13 protein-coding genes, 1 tRNA gene and 3 rRNA genes are annotated in these 17,152 nt (G+C 53.5%); 12 read left to right on the top strand and 5 right to left on the bottom strand.

Features of this window, described 5'->3' with window-relative positions; translation table 11 throughout:
- Positions 1-4: 4 nt before the first annotated feature.
- Positions 5-493 carry a sigma D regulator gene (gene rsd, locus E4Z61_RS15710; protein ID WP_135323586.1) on the bottom strand — a complete coding sequence of 163 codons (489 nt, stop codon included), beginning with the start codon at positions 491-493 and terminating at the stop codon, positions 5-7.
- A gap of 97 nt (positions 494-590) precedes the next feature.
- On the opposite strand from rsd, the gene nudC reads away from it, so the two are divergent.
- The 6 genes from nudC to E4Z61_RS15680 all read left to right on the top strand — a co-directional run bounded on the left by nudC (position 591) and on the right by E4Z61_RS15680 (position 4,949).
- The gene (gene nudC, locus E4Z61_RS15705; RefSeq protein ID WP_135323585.1) at positions 591-1,364 is read left to right on the top strand and encodes an NAD(+) diphosphatase; all 774 of its coding nucleotides are present in this window, start codon (positions 591-593) and stop codon (positions 1,362-1,364) included.
- A gap of 40 nt (positions 1,365-1,404) precedes the next feature.
- Positions 1,405-2,469: a uroporphyrinogen decarboxylase gene (hemE, locus tag E4Z61_RS15700; RefSeq protein ID WP_135323584.1), complete on the top strand. Its 1,065-nt coding sequence runs from the start codon at positions 1,405-1,407 to the stop codon at positions 2,467-2,469.
- Positions 2,470-2,478: 9 nt separating this feature from the next.
- Positions 2,479-3,159 carry a deoxyribonuclease V gene (gene nfi / locus E4Z61_RS15695; protein ID WP_135323583.1) on the top strand — a complete coding sequence of 227 codons (681 nt, stop codon included), beginning with the start codon at positions 2,479-2,481 and terminating at the stop codon, positions 3,157-3,159.
- A 33-nt stretch (positions 3,160-3,192) separates the two neighbouring features.
- Complete coding sequence (locus E4Z61_RS15690) at positions 3,193-3,783, top strand: YjaG family protein (RefSeq protein ID WP_135323582.1); 591 nt, start codon at positions 3,193-3,195, stop codon at positions 3,781-3,783.
- A 186-nt stretch (positions 3,784-3,969) separates the two neighbouring features.
- Positions 3,970-4,242, top strand: coding sequence for a nucleoid-associated protein HU-alpha (gene hupA / locus E4Z61_RS15685; RefSeq protein ID WP_001044509.1), 273 nt, complete (start codon positions 3,970-3,972; stop codon positions 4,240-4,242).
- Positions 4,243-4,253: 11 nt separating this feature from the next.
- Positions 4,254-4,949, top strand: coding sequence for a DUF1481 domain-containing protein (locus E4Z61_RS15680; protein ID WP_135324951.1), 696 nt, complete (start codon positions 4,254-4,256; stop codon positions 4,947-4,949).
- 37 nt (positions 4,950-4,986) lie between these two features.
- Here the strand turns inward: E4Z61_RS15680 and zraP are convergent, their stop codons facing one another.
- Positions 4,987-5,430, bottom strand: coding sequence for a zinc resistance sensor/chaperone ZraP (gene zraP, locus E4Z61_RS15675; RefSeq protein ID WP_135323581.1), 444 nt, complete (start codon positions 5,428-5,430; stop codon positions 4,987-4,989).
- A 69-nt stretch (positions 5,431-5,499) separates the two neighbouring features.
- The gene (locus E4Z61_RS23885; protein WP_167817559.1) at positions 5,500-5,637 is read right to left on the bottom strand and encodes a hypothetical protein; all 138 of its coding nucleotides are present in this window, start codon (positions 5,635-5,637) and stop codon (positions 5,500-5,502) included.
- Between the two features lie 56 nt (positions 5,638-5,693).
- Between E4Z61_RS23885 and zraS the strand changes: the two genes are divergently transcribed.
- Both zraS and zraR read left to right on the top strand, forming a co-directional pair.
- Positions 5,694-7,079: a two-component system sensor histidine kinase ZraS gene (gene zraS, locus E4Z61_RS15670; RefSeq protein WP_135323580.1), complete on the top strand. Its 1,386-nt coding sequence runs from the start codon at positions 5,694-5,696 to the stop codon at positions 7,077-7,079.
- Positions 7,080-7,084: 5 nt separating this feature from the next.
- Complete coding sequence (zraR, locus tag E4Z61_RS15665) at positions 7,085-8,410, top strand: sigma-54-dependent response regulator transcription factor ZraR (RefSeq protein ID WP_135323579.1); 1,326 nt, start codon at positions 7,085-7,087, stop codon at positions 8,408-8,410.
- Here the strand turns inward: zraR and purD are convergent.
- Positions 8,407-9,696, bottom strand: coding sequence for a phosphoribosylamine--glycine ligase (gene purD, locus E4Z61_RS15660; RefSeq protein WP_135323578.1), 1,290 nt, complete (start codon positions 9,694-9,696; stop codon positions 8,407-8,409). The two genes, zraR and purD, sit on opposite strands and share 4 nt — an antisense overlap.
- A 15-nt stretch (positions 9,697-9,711) precedes the next feature.
- On the bottom strand, positions 9,712-11,301 hold the full coding sequence (gene purH, locus E4Z61_RS15655; protein WP_135323577.1) for a bifunctional phosphoribosylaminoimidazolecarboxamide formyltransferase/IMP cyclohydrolase: 1,590 nt from the start codon (positions 11,299-11,301) through the stop codon (positions 9,712-9,714).
- 622 nt (positions 11,302-11,923) lie between these two features.
- On the opposite strand from purH, the gene E4Z61_RS15650 reads away from it, so the two are divergent.
- The 4 genes from E4Z61_RS15650 (at position 11,924) to rrf (ending at position 16,959) form a co-directional block, all read left to right on the top strand.
- Positions 11,924-13,463: ribosomal RNA gene (locus E4Z61_RS15650) — 16S ribosomal RNA — on the top strand.
- Between the two features lie 85 nt (positions 13,464-13,548).
- Positions 13,549-13,624 (top strand) — tRNA-Glu (locus E4Z61_RS15645).
- Positions 13,625-13,841: 217 nt separating this feature from the next.
- Positions 13,842-16,751, top strand: a 23S ribosomal RNA gene (locus tag E4Z61_RS15640).
- 92 nt (positions 16,752-16,843) lie between these two features.
- Positions 16,844-16,959, top strand: a 5S ribosomal RNA gene (gene rrf / locus E4Z61_RS15635).
- The 16S, 23S and 5S rRNA genes sit together here with 1 tRNA gene alongside, the layout of an rRNA operon.
- Positions 16,960-17,152: the final 193 nt, after the last annotated feature.

Genomic DNA, 17,152 nt, shown 5'->3' with positions numbered 1-17,152 from the left:
AATCTCAAGCAGGGCGTTTGATCATTGCATTGTCGTGCATCGCATCAAACACCAGCATAATCAGCTTGTCTTCCAGGACAAACCGGGCCTCTAGTACCTCACCGAGATCTGACAATGCCTGTTGAAATTCCAGGAAATTATCGTGATCAATCGCGTTTTCCAGACTGGAATCATAGTAGTCCATGATCAACTGCGTATTGGCTTCCAGTAATGGCCAAATTTTTGTGGCTTTTAAAAGCTGCCCGTTCCCTTCCAATTTATGCAGAATACGTTCATAAATACTGAAGTGTCCGGTGGAGAGGTAGTCGACCAGGCTCTGACAAAAATCATCCAGCGCCTTTTCATTGAGCCGCATGTACGATTCTTTGCCAGGCTTAATGCCAACCAGATTGTAGTAAGCCACGAGCAGGTGCTTACGTACATGTAGCCAGCGATCAACCAGTTTATTACTTCCTCCGACGTGCTCCGTCAGGTTTTCCAGCTGGTTTAGCATGATTGACTCCGCAAGATGGTGTTTAAAAAACTGCTCACCGATAAATGTAAAAATAATGTAAACAACATGCCTGTGAAGCAAAGGTTGCGCAAGAGATATGGATCGTATAATTGAAAATTTAGACAGCGGCTGGTGGATCGTCAGTCATGAGCAAAAATTATGGTTGCCTCGTGGCGAACTGCCCTACGGTGAAGCGGCAAGTTTTGATTTAGTAGGCCAGCGCGCACTTGCGATAGGCGAGTGGGAGGGAGAAACCGTCTGGCTGGTACAGCAGCAGCGCCGTCATGATATGGGCTCGGTACGTCAGGTTATCGATCAGGATGTCGGTCTGTTTCAACTGGCCGGGCGCGGCGTGCAGCTGGCTGAGTTTTACAGCTCACATAAATTCTGCGGCTACTGTGGCCATCCTATGCACCCGAGTAAAACCGAATGGGCAATGTTGTGCAGCCACTGCCGTGAACGTTATTACCCGCAAATTGCCCCCTGCATTATTGTTGCTATTCGCCGTGATGATTCCATTCTGCTGGCTCAACATGTTCGCCATCGCAACGGCGTGCATACTGTGCTGGCTGGTTTTGTGGAAGTGGGGGAGACGTTAGAACAAGCGGTCGCGCGAGAAGTGATGGAAGAGAGCGGTATTAAGGTTAAAAATCTGCGCTACGTCACCTCCCAACCCTGGCCGTTCCCGCAGTCTTTGATGACCGCGTTTATGGCAGAGTATGATAGCGGGGAGATTGTTATCGACCCGAAAGAACTGCTGGAAGCGAACTGGTATCGCTACGATGATTTACCGCTGCTTCCCCCGCCAGGGACCGTCGCGCGTCGACTGATCGAAGATACTGTGGCATTGTGTCGGGCCGAATACGACTGACATGTTACAATAGGCGCATCAACGCTAAAGGAATGTGAAAATGACCGAACTGAAGAACGATCGTTATCTGCGTGCGCTGCTGCGCCAGCCAGTTGATGTCACTCCGGTATGGATGATGCGCCAGGCAGGCCGCTATCTACCGGAATATAAAGCCACGCGCGCCGAGGCGGGCGATTTTATGGCGCTGTGCAAAAATGCCGAGCTGGCCTGCGAAGTCACGCTGCAGCCGCTGCGTCGCTATAAGCTTGATGCTGCGATCCTCTTTTCGGACATTTTGACCATCCCGGATGCGATGGGGCTCGGGCTGTATTTTGAAGCCGGCGAAGGCCCACGCTTTACCTCTCCCATCACCTGTAAGGCCGATGTCGATAAACTGCCGATCCCGGATCCGGAAGGTGAACTGGGTTACGTGATGAATGCAGTACGTACTATTCGTCGCGAACTGAAGGGCGACGTGCCGCTGATCGGTTTCTCCGGTAGTCCATGGACGCTGGCGACTTACATGGTGGAAGGCGGCAGTAGCAAAGCCTTCACCGTGATTAAAAAGATGATGTATGCCGATCCAACAGCGCTGCATCTGCTGCTTGATAAGCTGGCGAAAAGCGTCACGCTTTACCTGAACGCACAGATCAAAGCAGGCGCGCAGTCGGTGATGATATTCGACACCTGGGGCGGCGTGCTGACCGGTCGCGACTATCAGCAGTTCTCTCTCTATTACATGCACAAAATTGTCGACGGCCTGCTGCGTGAAAACGATGGCCGCCGCGTGCCGGTAACCCTGTTCACCAAAGGTGGCGGTCAGTGGCTGGAAGCGATGGCAGAAACCGGTTGTGATGCGCTGGGCCTCGACTGGACAACAGACATTGCCGATGCGCGTCGTCGCGTAGGTCACAAGGTTGCGCTGCAGGGCAACATGGACCCGTCCATGCTCTACGCACCGCCAGCCCGTATCGAAGAAGAAGTCGCAACGATACTTGCTGGCTTTGGCGAGGGCGAAGGCCATGTCTTTAACCTTGGGCATGGCATCCACCAGGACGTGCCGCCAGAACATGCGGGCGTCTTTGTGGAGGCGGTACATCGGTTGTCCGAACAGTACCACCGCTAAGGAATCATCATGGATCTCGCGTCGCTGCGCGCAAAACAGCTTGAACTGGCTTCTTCGGTGATCCGGGAGGATCGTCTTGAGAACGATCCACCGGATCTGATCGCCGGAGCGGATGTTGGTTTTGAGCAGGGCGGAGACGTGACGCGAGCCGCTATCGTTCTACTGAAGTATCCTTCACTTGAGCTGGTTGAATACAAGGTGGCGCGCATCGCCACCACCATGCCGTATATCCCCGGTTTTCTCTCTTTTCGCGAATATCCTGCGCTGCTGGCAGCATGGGAGCAGCTTTCGCAGAAACCTGACTTAGTGTTCGTTGATGGTCACGGCATTTCCCATCCGCGCCGTCTTGGTGTCGCCAGCCATTTTGGTTTGCTGGTGGATGTCCCGACGATTGGCGTGGCGAAAAAACGGCTTTGCGGCAAGTTTGATCCTCTCTCTGCTGAACCTGGGGCGTTGGCTCCGCTGCTGGATAACGGTGAGCAACTGGCGTGGGTCTGGCGCAGCAAAGCACGTTGTAACCCGCTGTTTATCTCTACCGGCCATCGCGTGGGCATGGACAGCGCACTGGCGTGGGTGCAGCGTTGTATGAACGGCTATCGTCTGCCGGAACCGACACGCTGGGCGGATGCGGTGGCATCAGAACGCCCGGCTTTTACGCGGCTTGCAGCAAAAACGCCCCATATCGGGTAAACTGCGACTAATTTCCGTATTCGAGAACTCATCATGTTACAAAACCCGATTCATCTGCGTCTGGAGAAGCTGGAAAGTTGGCAGCACGTCACCTTTATGGCCTGTCTGTGTGAGCGCATGTACCCAAACTACGCCATGTTTTGCAAGCAAACGGAGTTTGGTGATGGGCAGATTTACCGCCGAATTCTGGATTTAATCTGGGAAGTCCTGACGGTCAAGGATGCGAAAATCAATTTCGACAGCCAGCTGGAAAAGTTTGAAGAGGCCATTCCGTCCGCAGACGATTACGATCTGTACGGCGTGTATCCGGCAATTGATGCCTGCGTCGCCCTGAGCGAATTAATGCATTCACGTCTGAGTGGTGAAACACTGGAACACGCGATTGAAGTCAGTAAGGCTTCTATTACCACCGTCGCGATGCTGGAAATGACGCAAGCTGGTCGCGAAATGACCGATGAAGAGCTGAAAGATAACCCTGCCGTTGAGCAAGAATGGGATATTCAGTGGGAAATATTCCGACTTTTAGCCGATTGCGAAGAACGCGATCTTGAGCTGATAAAAGGTCTGCGTGCAGACCTGCGCGAGGCTGGTGAGAGTAATATTGGTATAATTTTTCAGCAATGACACCACAAAACGTGATTTAACGCCTGATTTGTCGTGCCTGAAGGCTTCCCATCCGCCCCCCGTCTGGTCTACATTTGGGGGGCGAAGAAAAGTGGCTATCGGTGCGTGTATGCAGGAGAGTGCTTTTCTGGCATTTCCGTCGCACTCGATGCTTAGCAAGCGATAAACACATTGTAAGGATAACTTATGAACAAGACTCAACTGATTGATGTAATTGCAGACAAAGCAGAACTGTCCAAAACACAGGCTAAAGCTGCTCTGGAATCCACTCTGGCTGCTATTACTGAGTCTCTGAAAGAAGGCGATGCTGTACAACTGGTTGGTTTCGGTACCTTCAAAGTGAACCACCGCGCTGAGCGCACTGGCCGCAACCCGCAAACCGGTAAAGAAATCAAAATCGCCGCAGCTAACGTACCGGCATTTGTTTCTGGTAAAGCACTGAAAGACGCGGTTAAGTAATCCACGTGGCAGTGAACAGTTTTAACGAAGGGGCGGTTTCGCCCCTTTTGTCCATCTGGCGTCATACGCTTTGGCTTTCAGGTGTTCTGTTACTGTCAGCCTGCAGTCGCCACTCTGAGCTTCCTCCGTTTACGGCCAGCGGTTATGTTGGCGATCAGGGGGCGGTACGCGTTTGGCGTAAAGATTCCAGCGATGATGTTCATCTGCTCTCCGTTTTTAGTCCGTGGCGTAGCGGCAGTACCACCACCAGTGAATACCGCTGGCAGGGGGATTCCCTTTCTCTGATCGAACTTAACGTTTACAGCCAACCGCCGGAGCACGTTCGCATCCGTTTCGACGATCGGGGTGAACTGAGTTTTATGCAGCGTGAAGTCGATGGGCAAAAGCAGCAGCTTTCCAGCGATCAAATTGCACTCTACCGCTATCGTGCTGATCAAATCCGCCAGACCAGCGATGCGCTGCGTCAGGGACGTGTGGTATTACGTCAGGGGCGTTGGCATGCTGCAGAACGCATGGTCACCACCTGTGAAGGCGAGACGATTAAACCCGATTTAGATTCATGGGCGTTAAACCATATTGAGCGCCGCCAGAGCCACTCGTCGGTCGACGTAAGCGTGGCGTGGCTGGAAGCGCCCGAAGGATCTCAGTTACTGCTGGTCGCCAATGAGGATTTTTGTCGCTGGCAGCCTACAGCCAAGACCTTCTGAAAACCTGGACCGTAAGCTGTCATTCGGCAGACTACGCTTACCAGTGACCCATTCCCATATGACCACCGCCGCGATGGTTACCGCCACCGCCGCATCCGCCGTAACCCATTCCCGCCCCGCGAGGCACACCAGCCTGCGCCATCGCGACATCGCGCTTAACACGCTGCTCGTCGAGTGACTGATTCAGAGACTCCATCTCTTTTGCTACTGCATTAATTTTTGCAGTGTCCGGCGAACTGGCGGTTAACAACGCATTGTATTCGTACCGTTTGGATGTCAGTTGTTGACGTAACGCGCTGGTCTTCGCGTAGTAATCATCAGCGATTTTCTGGGCCGCAGCCTGCTGCTCGGTGGTCATTGGCGTACCGCCCTGCTGCCACATTCCCTCACCGTTTCCCCAGTGATGCTGCGCCAGCGCCGGGGTGGAACCCAGAGCTATCAGCGAGAGGACCATTAGTGCCAGTTTGTTATTCCGTTTCATCGTTCGTTCTCCTGTTGGTTAGCTTACTTTCTCTTTTGCATCTTCCGTGCCAACCTGGACGCCCTTGTGCTACGGGAAGCGCGTGGCGGCTATCAGGCTATAAGCGAGTAAAAATGACTCGCCAGAATGGTCCAGTGGGTTATTTTTACCCGCCAGTTGCCGCGGTTTGTGCCTGAAGACAGGGTTCTCAGGGAGAAAAGATGGCATGATTTCTGCTGTATACCTGAAATGAAGAAAGGAAACGGTGAATAAAGGAAGAACGTATGCGTCTTGATAAGGATACGGCGGCAAAGTGGCTGAGCCGGTTATTACCGGCGGCGATCCTGATTTTGGTGGGATGGTTTTCCATCATGACCATTCGGGACTATGGTCGGGAAAGTGATGCCGCCCGACAAACGTTACTGGAAAAGGGAAGTGTGCTGATCCGCGCCCTGGAGTCCGGTACGCGCGTGGGGATGGGAATGCGTATGCATCATGCTCAGCAACAGACGTTGCTGGAGCAAATGGCGGTACAACCGGGCGTGCTCTGGTTTGCAGTCGTTGACGAGCATGGCACGATCATCACCCACAGCAACTCCGCGAGGGTTGGTAAAACGCTCTATTCACCGGATGTCCTGCGCCAGTTAGATCCTGGAGAACAAGAACGCTGGCGGTATATCGAGATTCCGATGGGGGAGGGTGAGAAAACGCCTGCTCTGGAGATTTATCGCCAGTTCCAGCCGATGTATGGGGCTGGAAGGAACGGTATGGCGCGCTGCTCCGGTAATGACGATCACGCCAATACGCCCGCACAAACCATTTTTATCGCTTTTGATGCCAGTGAGCTGGCCGCAACCCAGGCCAGAGAGTGGCGAAACACACTGATCGTCCTGTCTGCCCTGGCGGCGGTGCTGCTGGCTACCGTGCTGACGTTTTTCTGGTATCAGCGCTATCAGCGTTCTTATAAAGAGTTGCAGGACGCGATGAAGCGCAAAGAAAAGCTGATGGCGCTTGGTCATCTGGCGGCGGGGGTCGCGCATGAAATTCGTAATCCACTGTCTTCCATCAAAGGATTAGCGAAGTATTTTGCCGAACGTACCCCGGCGGGGGGCGAGTCGCATGAACTGGCACAGGTGATGGCGAAAGAGGCTGACCGCTTAAACCGAGTCGTGAGTGAATTACTGGAGCTGGTAAAGCCCGCGCACCTTGCGTTACAACAGGTCGATCTTAATGAGGTCATCACCCACTCTCTGCACCTGGTCAGCCAGGATGCCCAGAGCCGGGAAATCCAGCTGCAATTTATGCCGAATGCTGCGCTGCCTTCTATTCAGGCCGATCCCGACCGACTCACGCAGGTTCTGCTGAATTTATATCTCAATGCCATTCATGCTATCGGGCATCAGGGTACGGTTACGGTTTCAGCGAGTGAAAGTAGCGTCGATCGGGTTAAAATTGTGGTGGCCGATAGCGGGAAGGGGATTGCACCCGATCAGTTGGACGCTATTTTTACCCCTTACTTTACGACGAAGGCAGACGGTACCGGGCTGGGGCTGGCGGTGGTGCAAAACATCATTGAGCAGCACGGTGGAACCATTCAGGTGGCAAGCGCTGAGGGTAAAGGCACTGTCTTTACTCTCTGGCTGCCGACCAAAGCGAAACCACAGGATTGACAAGGATGACACGCGGAAAAATCGATATTCTGGTTGTGGACGATGACGTCAGCCATTGCACTATTTTGCAGGCGCTGCTGCGCGGCTGGGGCTACGACGTTGCGCTGGCCTATAGCGGGCGAGAGGCGCTGGATCAGGTGCGTGAACACGTTTTTGATTTGGTGTTGTGCGATGTGCGTATGGCGGAGATGGACGGCATTGCAACGCTGAAAGAGATCAAAGCCCTGAATCCGGCGATTCCGGTGCTGATCATGACCGCTTTCTCTAGCGTGGAAACCGCCGTAGAAGCGCTCAAAACCGGGGCACTGGACTACTTAATCAAGCCGCTGGATTTTGACAACCTGCAACACACGCTGGAAAAGGCGCTGGCGCATACGCGGGAAACGGGCGTTGAGCAGTCGTCGGCGTCGGCTGCGCAGTTTGGCATGATTGGCAGCAGCCCGGCGATGCAGCACCTGCTTAACGAAATTGCCATGGTTGCGCCGTCGGATGCCACAGTGCTCATTCACGGAGACTCCGGAACCGGCAAAGAACTGGTGGCCCGGGCGCTACACGCCTGTAGTGCCCGCCGCGATAAACCGTTAGTGACGCTCAACTGCGCGGCGCTCAATGAATCGCTGCTGGAGTCTGAACTGTTCGGCCATGAAAAAGGGGCGTTTACCGGGGCGGATAAACGCCGGGAAGGGCGCTTTGTGGAAGCCGATGGCGGCACGCTATTTCTTGATGAGATTGGCGATATCTCACCGCTGATGCAGGTACGTTTACTGCGGGCGATCCAGGAGCGTGAAGTCCAGCGTGTGGGCAGCAATCAGACCCTTGCTGTTGATGTCCGGTTGATCGCCGCAACGCATCGTGATTTAGCACAAGAGGTCAGCGCTGGGCGTTTTCGCCAGGATCTCTACTATCGCCTGAACGTTGTGACGATTGAAATGCCAGCATTACGTCAGCGTCGGGAAGATATCCCGCTGCTGGCCGGGCATTTTCTCCAGCGTTTTGCTGAGCGTAACCGTAAAGTGGTGAAAGGTTTTACGCCGCAGGCGATGGATCAGTTGATCCACTATGACTGGCCGGGAAATATTCGTGAACTGGAAAATGCGATTGAACGCGCGGTAGTCCTGCTGACGGGGGAATACATTTCCGAACGCGAGCTGCCGCTGGCGATTGCTGCGACGCCGGTAAAAGCAGAGAACAGTCTGGAGATTCAACCGCTGGTAGATGTTGAAAAAGAGGTGATTCTGGCGGCTCTGGAAAAAACGGGCGGCAACAAAACCGAAGCCGCCCGTCAGTTAGGCATCACGCGTAAAACGCTGTTGGCGAAAATCTCGCGTTAGCGCTGCTCGCGTTCAATGGCACGCCAGCCAATGTCGTTACGGCTAAAGCTGCCGTCCCAGCGGATATCGGTCATTAACGCGTAAGCGTTCTTCTGCGCTTCGGCAACGGTATGACCCAGCGCGGTCGCGCACAGAACGCGGCCCCCGTTGGTCAGCACCGTGCCATCATCGGCGAGTTTAGTCCCGGCGTGGAACACTTTACCATTTGCACCATCTTCCATCGGCAGGCCGTGGATTGCGTCCCCGGTACGGTAGTCACCCGGATAGCCGCCGGCAGCGATCACCACGCCCAGCGCGGCGCGCTCGTCCCACTCGGAAGTTTTCTCGTCCAGTTTACCGTCGCAGGCGGCCAGACACAGCTCCACGAGGTCAGATTTCATGCGCAGCATGATCGGTTGGGTTTCCGGATCGCCGAAGCGGCAGTTGAACTCGATAACCTTCGGATTGCCCTGTTTGTCGATCATCAGACCGGCATACAGGAAACCCGTGTAGGTGTTACCTTCTGCGGCCATGCCTTTTACGGTTGGCCAGATGATACGTTCCATGGTGCGCTGGTGCACTTCATCCGTAACGACCGGCGCCGGTGAGTACGCGCCCATCCCACCGGTGTTCGGGCCAGTATCTCCATTGCCCACACGCTTGTGATCCTGGCTGGTGGCCATCGGCAGCACGTGCTCGCCGTCGACCATCACGATAAAGCTCGCCTCTTCACCGTCGAGGAACTCTTCGATAACGATGCGGTGACCTGCATCGCCAAAAGCGTTGCCTGCCAGCATGTCGTGCACGGCGGCTTCGGCTTCATCAAGCGTCATTGCCACGATAACGCCTTTACCCGCAGCCAGACCGTCGGCTTTGATGACAATCGGCGCGCCTTTCTCGCGCAGGTAGGTCAGCGCGGGTTCCACTTCAGTGAAGTTCTGGTATTCCGCCGTCGGGATGTTATGACGGGCAAGGAAATCTTTAGTGAAGGCTTTGGAACCTTCCAACTGTGCGGCACCTTCGGTTGGGCCGAAGATTTTCAGACCGGCGGCGCGGAAGGCATCGACTACGCCAATCACCAGCGGCGCTTCCGGACCGACAATGGTCAGATCGATCCTTTCGTTCTGGGCAAAACTCAGTAGCGCCGGAATGTCGGTCACTGCGATAGCCACGTTCTGCAGTGAGGGTTCCAGTGCGGTACCCGCGTTGCCCGGCGCCACAAAAACGGTAGAAACCTGCGGTGACTGGGCTGCTTTCCAGGCCAGAGCGTGCTCACGGCCGCCGTTGCCAATAACTAATACTTTCATCGTCTGCTCCGTGGATTAATGGCGGAAGTGGCGCATGTCGGTAAAGATCATCGCGATGCCGTGTTCATCGGCGGCGGCAATAACCTCGTCATCACGAATTGAACCGCCTGGCTGGATAACACAACTCACGCCAACGGCTGCTGCGGCATCAATCCCATCGCGGAACGGGAAGAAGGCATCGGACGCCATCGCAGAACCTTTTACTTCCAGACCTTCGTCGGCAGCTTTAATCCCAGCGATCTTCGCGGAATAGACGCGGCTCATCTGGCCTGCTCCTATGCCGATGGTCATGTTCTCTTTGGCGTAGACAATCGCGTTGGATTTCACGAACTTCGCGACTTTCCAGCAGAACAGCGCATCACGCAGTTCCTGCTCGGTTGGCTGACGTTTGGAAACTACGCGCAGTTCACCCTCGGTCACCATACCCAGGTCACGGTCCTGAACCAGCAGACCGCCGTTAACGCGTTTGAAGTCCAGGCCCGGAACACGATCGGCCCACTGACCACAGGTCAGGACACGAACGTTCTGCTTAGCCGCAGTAATCTTCAGTGCTTCCTCTGTGGCTGACGGCGCGATGATCACTTCAACAAACTGGCGGGAGATAATGGCTTGTGCCGTTTCGGCATCCAGTTCGCGGTTAAACGCAATGATGCCGCCAAACGCGGAGGTTGGGTCGGTTTTATACGCACGGTCGTAGGCGTCGAGAATAGAAGTGCTTACCGCCACGCCGCACGGGTTGGCGTGCTTAACGATAACGCAGGCTGGTTCGTTGAACTCTTTCACGCACTCCAACGCCGCGTCGGTATCGGCGATGTTGTTATAGGAGAGCGCTTTGCCTTGTACCTGCGTTGCGGTGGCAACGGAAGCCTCTTTAACATTCTCTTCTATATAGAAGGCCGCCTGCTGGTGACTGTTCTCGCCGTAGCGCATATCCTGCTTCTTAATGAAATTCAGGTTCAGGGTTCGTGGGAAGCGACCAGCGGCTTCTTTGCTTTCACCGTGATACGCCGGAACCATGCTGCCGAAGTAGTTGGCAATCATGCTGTCGTAAGCGGCGGTGTGTTCGAAGGCTTTGATGGCGAGATCGAAACGGGTGGTGAGGGTCAGAGAACCTTCGTTAGCGTCCATCTCTTTAATAATGGCGTCGTAGTCGTTGCTCTTTACCACGATAGCCACATCTTTATGGTTCTTGGCAGCAGAGCGCACCATGGTTGGGCCGCCGATATCAATATTCTCTACTGCATCTTCCAGCGAGCAGTCAACGCGGGCAACGGTCTCGGCGAACGGATACAGGTTAACAACCACCATATCGATAGGCGCGATACCATGTTGTTCCATTATTCCGTCATCCTGGCCGCGACGACCCAGAATGCCGCCGTGGACTTTTGGATGCAGGGTCTTCACGCGTCCATCCATCATTTCCGGGAAACCGGTGTAATCGGAAACTTCGGTCACTGGCAGACCTTTCTCTGCTAACAGGCGCGCAGTGCCACCTGTAGAAAGCAGCTCCACACCGCGTGCGGAAAGTGCCTGAGCGAATTCGATAATACCTGCTTTGTCAGAAACACTGAGCAGAGCGCGGCGGACTGGACGACGTTGTTGCATGGTAAATCCCCTGGATTTGACTATAACAGAGAGCGTTAGCTGAATTTTTGCGTAAAAACTCAGCTAACGCCCCTTACGGGGCATCCTTGTTTTGCCGCAGCATTGTAACGAAAACGTTTGCGCAACGCTCGCGAATTTTTCTTTTTCGATTTTGCCCCTCGTTTCGAGCGCTGAAGATCGTACATATACAGAAAGGATCGTAGAAACGATGGGGGCATTTGTGGATAACTCTGTGTGTAAATAGGTATAAGGCAGGGTTTTGCTGTGGAATGCAGCAGTCAGTCATTTTTCTGTCATTTAAGGGTTGCGGGCGTCAGGAAACTCCCTATAATGCGCCTCCATCGACACGGCGGATGTGAATCACTTCACACAAACAGCCGGTTCGGTTGAAGAGAAAAACCTGAAAATAAGAGGTTGACTCTGAAAGAGGAAAGCGTAATATACGCCACCTCGCGACAGAGCGCTAAAGCGCGTCGCAACTGCTCTTTAACAATTTATCAGACAATCTGTGTGGGCACTCGAAGATACGGATTCTTAACGTCGCAAGACGAAAAATGAATACCAAGTCTCTGAGTGAACATACGTAATTCATTACGAAGTTTAATTCACGAGCATCAAACTTAAATTGAAGAGTTTGATCATGGCTCAGATTGAACGCTGGCGGCAGGCCTAACACATGCAAGTCGAACGGTAGCACAGAGAGCTTGCTCTCGGGTGACGAGTGGCGGACGGGTGAGTAATGTCTGGGAAACTGCCCGATGGAGGGGGATAACTACTGGAAACGGTAGCTAATACCGCATAACGTCGCAAGACCAAAGAGGGGGACCTTCGGGCCTCTTGCCATCGGATGTGCCCAGATGGGATTAGCTAGTAGGTGGGGTAACGGCTCACCTAGGCGACGATCCCTAGCTGGTCTGAGAGGATGACCAGCCACACTGGAACTGAGACACGGTCCAGACTCCTACGGGAGGCAGCAGTGGGGAATATTGCACAATGGGCGCAAGCCTGATGCAGCCATGCCGCGTGTATGAAGAAGGCCTTCGGGTTGTAAAGTACTTTCAGCGAGGAGGAAGGTGTTGTGGTTAATAACCGCAGCAATTGACGTTACTCGCAGAAGAAGCACCGGCTAACTCCGTGCCAGCAGCCGCGGTAATACGGAGGGTGCAAGCGTTAATCGGAATTACTGGGCGTAAAGCGCACGCAGGCGGTCTGTCAAGTCGGATGTGAAATCCCCGGGCTCAACCTGGGAACTGCATCCGAAACTGGCAGGCTAGAGTCTTGTAGAGGGGGGTAGAATTCCAGGTGTAGCGGTGAAATGCGTAGAGATCTGGAGGAATACCGGTGGCGAAGGCGGCCCCCTGGACAAAGACTGACGCTCAGGTGCGAAAGCGTGGGGAGCAAACAGGATTAGATACCCTGGTAGTCCACGCCGTAAACGATGTCGACTTGGAGGTTGTTCCCTTGAGGAGTGGCTTCCGGAGCTAACGCGTTAAGTCGACCGCCTGGGGAGTACGGCCGCAAGGTTAAAACTCAAATGAATTGACGGGGGCCCGCACAAGCGGTGGAGCATGTGGTTTAATTCGATGCAACGCGAAGAACCTTACCTACTCTTGACATCCACGGAACTTTTCAGAGATGAATTGGTGCCTTCGGGAACCGTGAGACAGGTGCTGCATGGCTGTCGTCAGCTCGTGTTGTGAAATGTTGGGTTAAGTCCCGCAACGAGCGCAACCCTTATCCTTTGTTGCCAGCGGTTCGGCCGGGAACTCAAAGGAGACTGCCAGTGATAAACTGGAGGAAGGTGGGGATGACGTCAAGTCATCATGGCCCTTACGAGTAGGGCTACACACGTGCTACAATGGCATATACAAAGAGAAGCGACCTCGCGAGAGCAAGCGGACCTCATAAAGTATGTCGTAGTCCGGATTGGAGTCTGCAACTCGACTCCATGAAGTCGGAATCGCTAGTAATCGTAGATCAGAATGCTACGGTGAATACGTTCCCGGGCCTTGTACACACCGCCCGTCACACCATGGGAGTGGGTTGCAAAAGAAGTAGGTAGCTTAACCTTCGGGAGGGCGCTTACCACTTTGTGATTCATGACTGGGGTGAAGTCGTAACAAGGTAACCGTAGGGGAACCTGCGGTTGGATCACCTCCTTACCTTAAAGAAACGTTCTTTGTAGTGCTCACACAGATTGTCTGATGAAAAGTAAATAGCAAGGCGTCTTGCGATTGAGACTTCAGTGTCCCCTTCGTCTAGAGGCCCAGGACACCGCCCTTTCACGGCGGTAACAGGGGTTCGAATCCCCTAGGGGACGCCACTTGCTGGTTCGTGAGTGAAAGTCGCCGACCTCAATATCTCAAAACTGACTCCCTGAGTTATGTTTGAGATATTTGCTCTTTAAAAATCTGGATCAAGCTGAAAATTGAAACGACACACTGTGTCTGTTCTCCGTAATAAGAACAGATAAGCGGTGTGTTCGAGTCTCTCAAATTTTCGCAAGTCGAAATGTTTTACGAAACATCTTCGGGTTGTGAGGTTAAGCGACTAAGCGTACACGGTGGATGCCCTGGCAGTCAGAGGCGATGAAGGACGTGCTAATCTGCGATAAGCGTCGGTAAGGTGATATGAACCGTTATAGCCGGCGATTTCCGAATGGGGAAACCCAGTGTGATTCGTCACACTATCATTACGTGAATACATAGCGTAATGAAGCGAACCGGGGGAACTGAAACATCTAAGTACCCCGAGGAAAAGAAATCAACCGAGATTCCCCCAGTAGCGGCGAGCGAACGGGGAGCAGCCCAGAGTCTGAATCAGCATATGTGGTAGTGGAACGGTCTGGAAAGTCCGACGGTACAGGGTGATAGTCCCGTACACAAAATCACACATGCTGTGAACTCGAAGAGTAGGGCGGGACACGTGGTATCCTGTCTGAATATGGGGGGACCATCCTCCAAGGCTAAATACTCCTGACTGACCGATAGTGAACCAGTACCGTGAGGGAAAGGCGAAAAGAACCCCGGCGAGGGGAGTGAAAAAGAACCTGAAACCGTGTACGTACAAGCAGTGGGAGCCTTGATTTATCAGGGTGACTGCGTACCTTTTGTATAATGGGTCAGCGACTTATATTCTGTAGCAAGGTTAACCGTATAGGGGAGCCGAAGGGAAACCGAGTCTTAACTGGGCGTTAAGTTGCAGGGTATAGACCCGAAACCCGGTGATCTAGCCATGGGCAGGTTGAAGGTTGGGTAACACTAACTGGAGGACCGAACCGACTAATGTTGAAAAATTAGCGGATGACTTGTGGCTGGGGGTGAAAGGCCAATCAAACCGGGAGATAGCTGGTTCTCCCCGAAAGCTATTTAGGTAGCGCCTCGTGAACTCATCTTCGGGGGTAGAGCACTGTTTCGGCTAGGGGGTCATCCCGACTTACCAACCCGATGCAAACTACGAATACCGAAGAATGTTATCACGGGAGACACACGGCGGGTGCTAACGTCCGTCGTGAAGAGGGAAACAACCCAGACCGCCAGCTAAGGTCCCAAAGTCACAGTTAAGTGGGAAACGATGTGGGAAGGCACAGACAGCCAGGATGTTGGCTTAGAAGCAGCCATCATTTAAAGAAAGCGTAATAGCTCACTGGTCGAGTCGGCCTGCGCGGAAGATGTAACGGGGCTAAACTGTGCACCGAAGCTGCGGCAGCGACACTATGTGTTGTTGGGTAGGGGAGCGTTCTGTAAGCCGTTGAAGGTGGCCTGTGAGGGTTGCTGGAGGTATCAGAAGTGCGAATGCTGACATAAGTAACGATAATGCGGGTGAAAAACCCGCACGCCGGAAGACCAAGGGTTCCTGTCCAACGTTAATCGGGGCAGGGTGAGTCGACCCCTAAGGCGAGGCCGAAAGGCGTAGTCGATGGGAAACAGGTTAATATTCCTGTACTTGGTGTTACTGCGAAGGGGGGACGGAGAAGGCTATGTTAGCCGGGCGACGGTTGTCCCGGTTTAAGCATGTAGGCGGAGAGTTTAGGTAAATCCGGACTCTTATTAAACGCTGAGGTGTGATGACGAGGCACTACGGTGCTGAAGTAACAAATGCCCTGCTTCCAGGAAAAGCCTCTAAGCATCAGGTAACACAAAATCGTACCCCAAACCGACACAGGTGGTCAGGTAGAGAATACCAAGGCGCTTGAGAGAACTCGGGTGAAGGAACTAGGCAAAATGGTGCCGTAACTTCGGGAGAAGGCACGCTGATACCAGGTGAAGCGACTTGCTCGTGGAGCTGAAATCAGTCGAAGATACCAGCTGGCTGCAACTGTTTATTAAAAACACAGCACTGTGCAAACACGAAAGTGGACGTATACGGTGTGACGCCTGCCCGGTGCCGGAAGGTTAATTGATGGGGTTATCCGTAAGGAGAAGCTCTTGATCGAAGCCCCGGTAAACGGCGGCCGTAACTATAACGGTCCTAAGGTAGCGAAATTCCTTGTCGGGTAAGTTCCGACCTGCACGAATGGCGTAATGATGGCCAGGCTGTCTCCACCCGAGACTCAGTGAAATTGAACTCGCTGTGAAGATGCAGTGTACCCGCGGCAAGACGGAAAGACCCCGTGAACCTTTACTATAGCTTGACACTGAACACTGGTCCTTGATGTGTAGGATAGGTGGGAGGCTTTGAAGTGTGGACGCCAGTCTGCATGGAGCCAACCTTGAAATACCACCCTTTAATGGCTGGTGTTCTAACGTAGACCCGTGATCCGGGTTGCGGACAGTGTCTGGTGGGTAGTTTGACTGGGGCGGTCTCCTCCTAAAGAGTAACGGAGGAGCACGAAGGTTAGCTAATCCTGGTCGGACATCAGGAGGTTAGTGCAAAGGCATAAGCTAGCTTGACTGCGAGAGTGACGGCTCGAGCAGGTGCGAAAGCAGGTCTTAGTGATCCGGTGGTTCTGAATGGAAGGGCCATCGCTCAACGGATAAAAGGTACTCCGGGGATAACAGGCTGATACCGCCCAAGAGTTCATATCGACGGCGGTGTTTGGCACCTCGATGTCGGCTCATCACATCCTGGGGCTGAAGTAGGTCCCAAGGGTATGGCTGTTCGCCATTTAAAGTGGTACGCGAGCTGGGTTTAGAACGTCGTGAGACAGTTCGGTCCCTATCTGCCGTGGGCGCTGGAGAATTGAGGGGGGCTGCTCCTAGTACGAGAGGACCGGAGTGGACGCATCACTGGTGTTCGGGTTGTCATGCCAATGGCATTGCCCGGTAGCTAAATGCGGAAAAGATAAGTGCTGAAAGCATCTAAGCACGAAACTTGCCCCGAGATGAGTTCTCCCTGACTCCTTGAGAGTCCTGAAGGAACGTTGAAGACTACGACGTTGATAGGTCGGGTGTGTAAGTGTAGCGATACATTGAGCTAACCGATACTAATGAACCGTGAGGCTTAACCTTACAACGCCAAAGATGTTTTGGTGAAGAGACACAATATTCGGCTTGATACAGATAACATCAGAACGCAAAAGCGGTCTGATAAACAGAATTTGCCTGGCGGCTGTAGCGCGGTGGTCCCACCTGACCCCATGCCGAACTCAGAAGTGAAACGCCGTAGCGCCGATGGTAGTGTGGGGTCTCCCCATGCGAGAGTAGGGAACTGCCAGGCATCAAACAAGTGAAGAAGCCCATCCTGCCGGATGGGCTTTTTTGCGTCTGTATTTTTTGTCCCGTCCGGCCTGAGTATCCCTTCATCCTGCCTGTGAACGACAAAGCATTCTCCTTTTGGCTTTTACTGCACTATTCTACAGCGAGAGAGTCGTGAAACTTTCTCACCTTGAGCATGCAGGCTCGACATTCAT

This window comes from Citrobacter tructae (genome assembly GCF_004684345.1).
GTDB classification, from domain to species: Bacteria; Pseudomonadota; Gammaproteobacteria; order Enterobacterales; family Enterobacteriaceae; genus Citrobacter; species Citrobacter tructae.
This window is presented reverse-complemented; position numbering and strand designations above follow the sequence as displayed.

What these genes read in the sequence shown, in the direction of transcription:
- rsd (WP_135323586.1), bottom strand. Translation starts at nt 493, where the DNA reads ATGCTAAACCAGCTGGAAAACCTGACGGAGCACGTCGGAGGAAGTAAT.
- nudC (WP_135323585.1), top strand. Translation starts at nt 591, where the DNA reads ATGGATCGTATAATTGAAAATTTAGACAGCGGCTGGTGGATCGTCAGT.
- hemE (WP_135323584.1), top strand. Translation starts at nt 1,405, where the DNA reads ATGACCGAACTGAAGAACGATCGTTATCTGCGTGCGCTGCTGCGCCAG.
- nfi (WP_135323583.1), top strand. Translation starts at nt 2,479, where the DNA reads ATGGATCTCGCGTCGCTGCGCGCAAAACAGCTTGAACTGGCTTCTTCG.
- E4Z61_RS15690 (WP_135323582.1), top strand. Translation starts at nt 3,193, where the DNA reads ATGTTACAAAACCCGATTCATCTGCGTCTGGAGAAGCTGGAAAGTTGG.
- hupA (WP_001044509.1), top strand. Translation starts at nt 3,970, where the DNA reads ATGAACAAGACTCAACTGATTGATGTAATTGCAGACAAAGCAGAACTG.
- zraP (WP_135323581.1), bottom strand. Translation starts at nt 5,430, where the DNA reads ATGAAACGGAATAACAAACTGGCACTAATGGTCCTCTCGCTGATAGCT.
- E4Z61_RS23885 (WP_167817559.1), bottom strand. Translation starts at nt 5,637, where the DNA reads ATGCCATCTTTTCTCCCTGAGAACCCTGTCTTCAGGCACAAACCGCGG.
- zraS (WP_135323580.1), top strand. Translation starts at nt 5,694, where the DNA reads ATGCGTCTTGATAAGGATACGGCGGCAAAGTGGCTGAGCCGGTTATTA.
- zraR (WP_135323579.1), top strand. Translation starts at nt 7,085, where the DNA reads ATGACACGCGGAAAAATCGATATTCTGGTTGTGGACGATGACGTCAGC.
- purD (WP_135323578.1), bottom strand. Translation starts at nt 9,696, where the DNA reads ATGAAAGTATTAGTTATTGGCAACGGCGGCCGTGAGCACGCTCTGGCC.
- purH (WP_135323577.1), bottom strand. Translation starts at nt 11,301, where the DNA reads ATGCAACAACGTCGTCCAGTCCGCCGCGCTCTGCTCAGTGTTTCTGAC.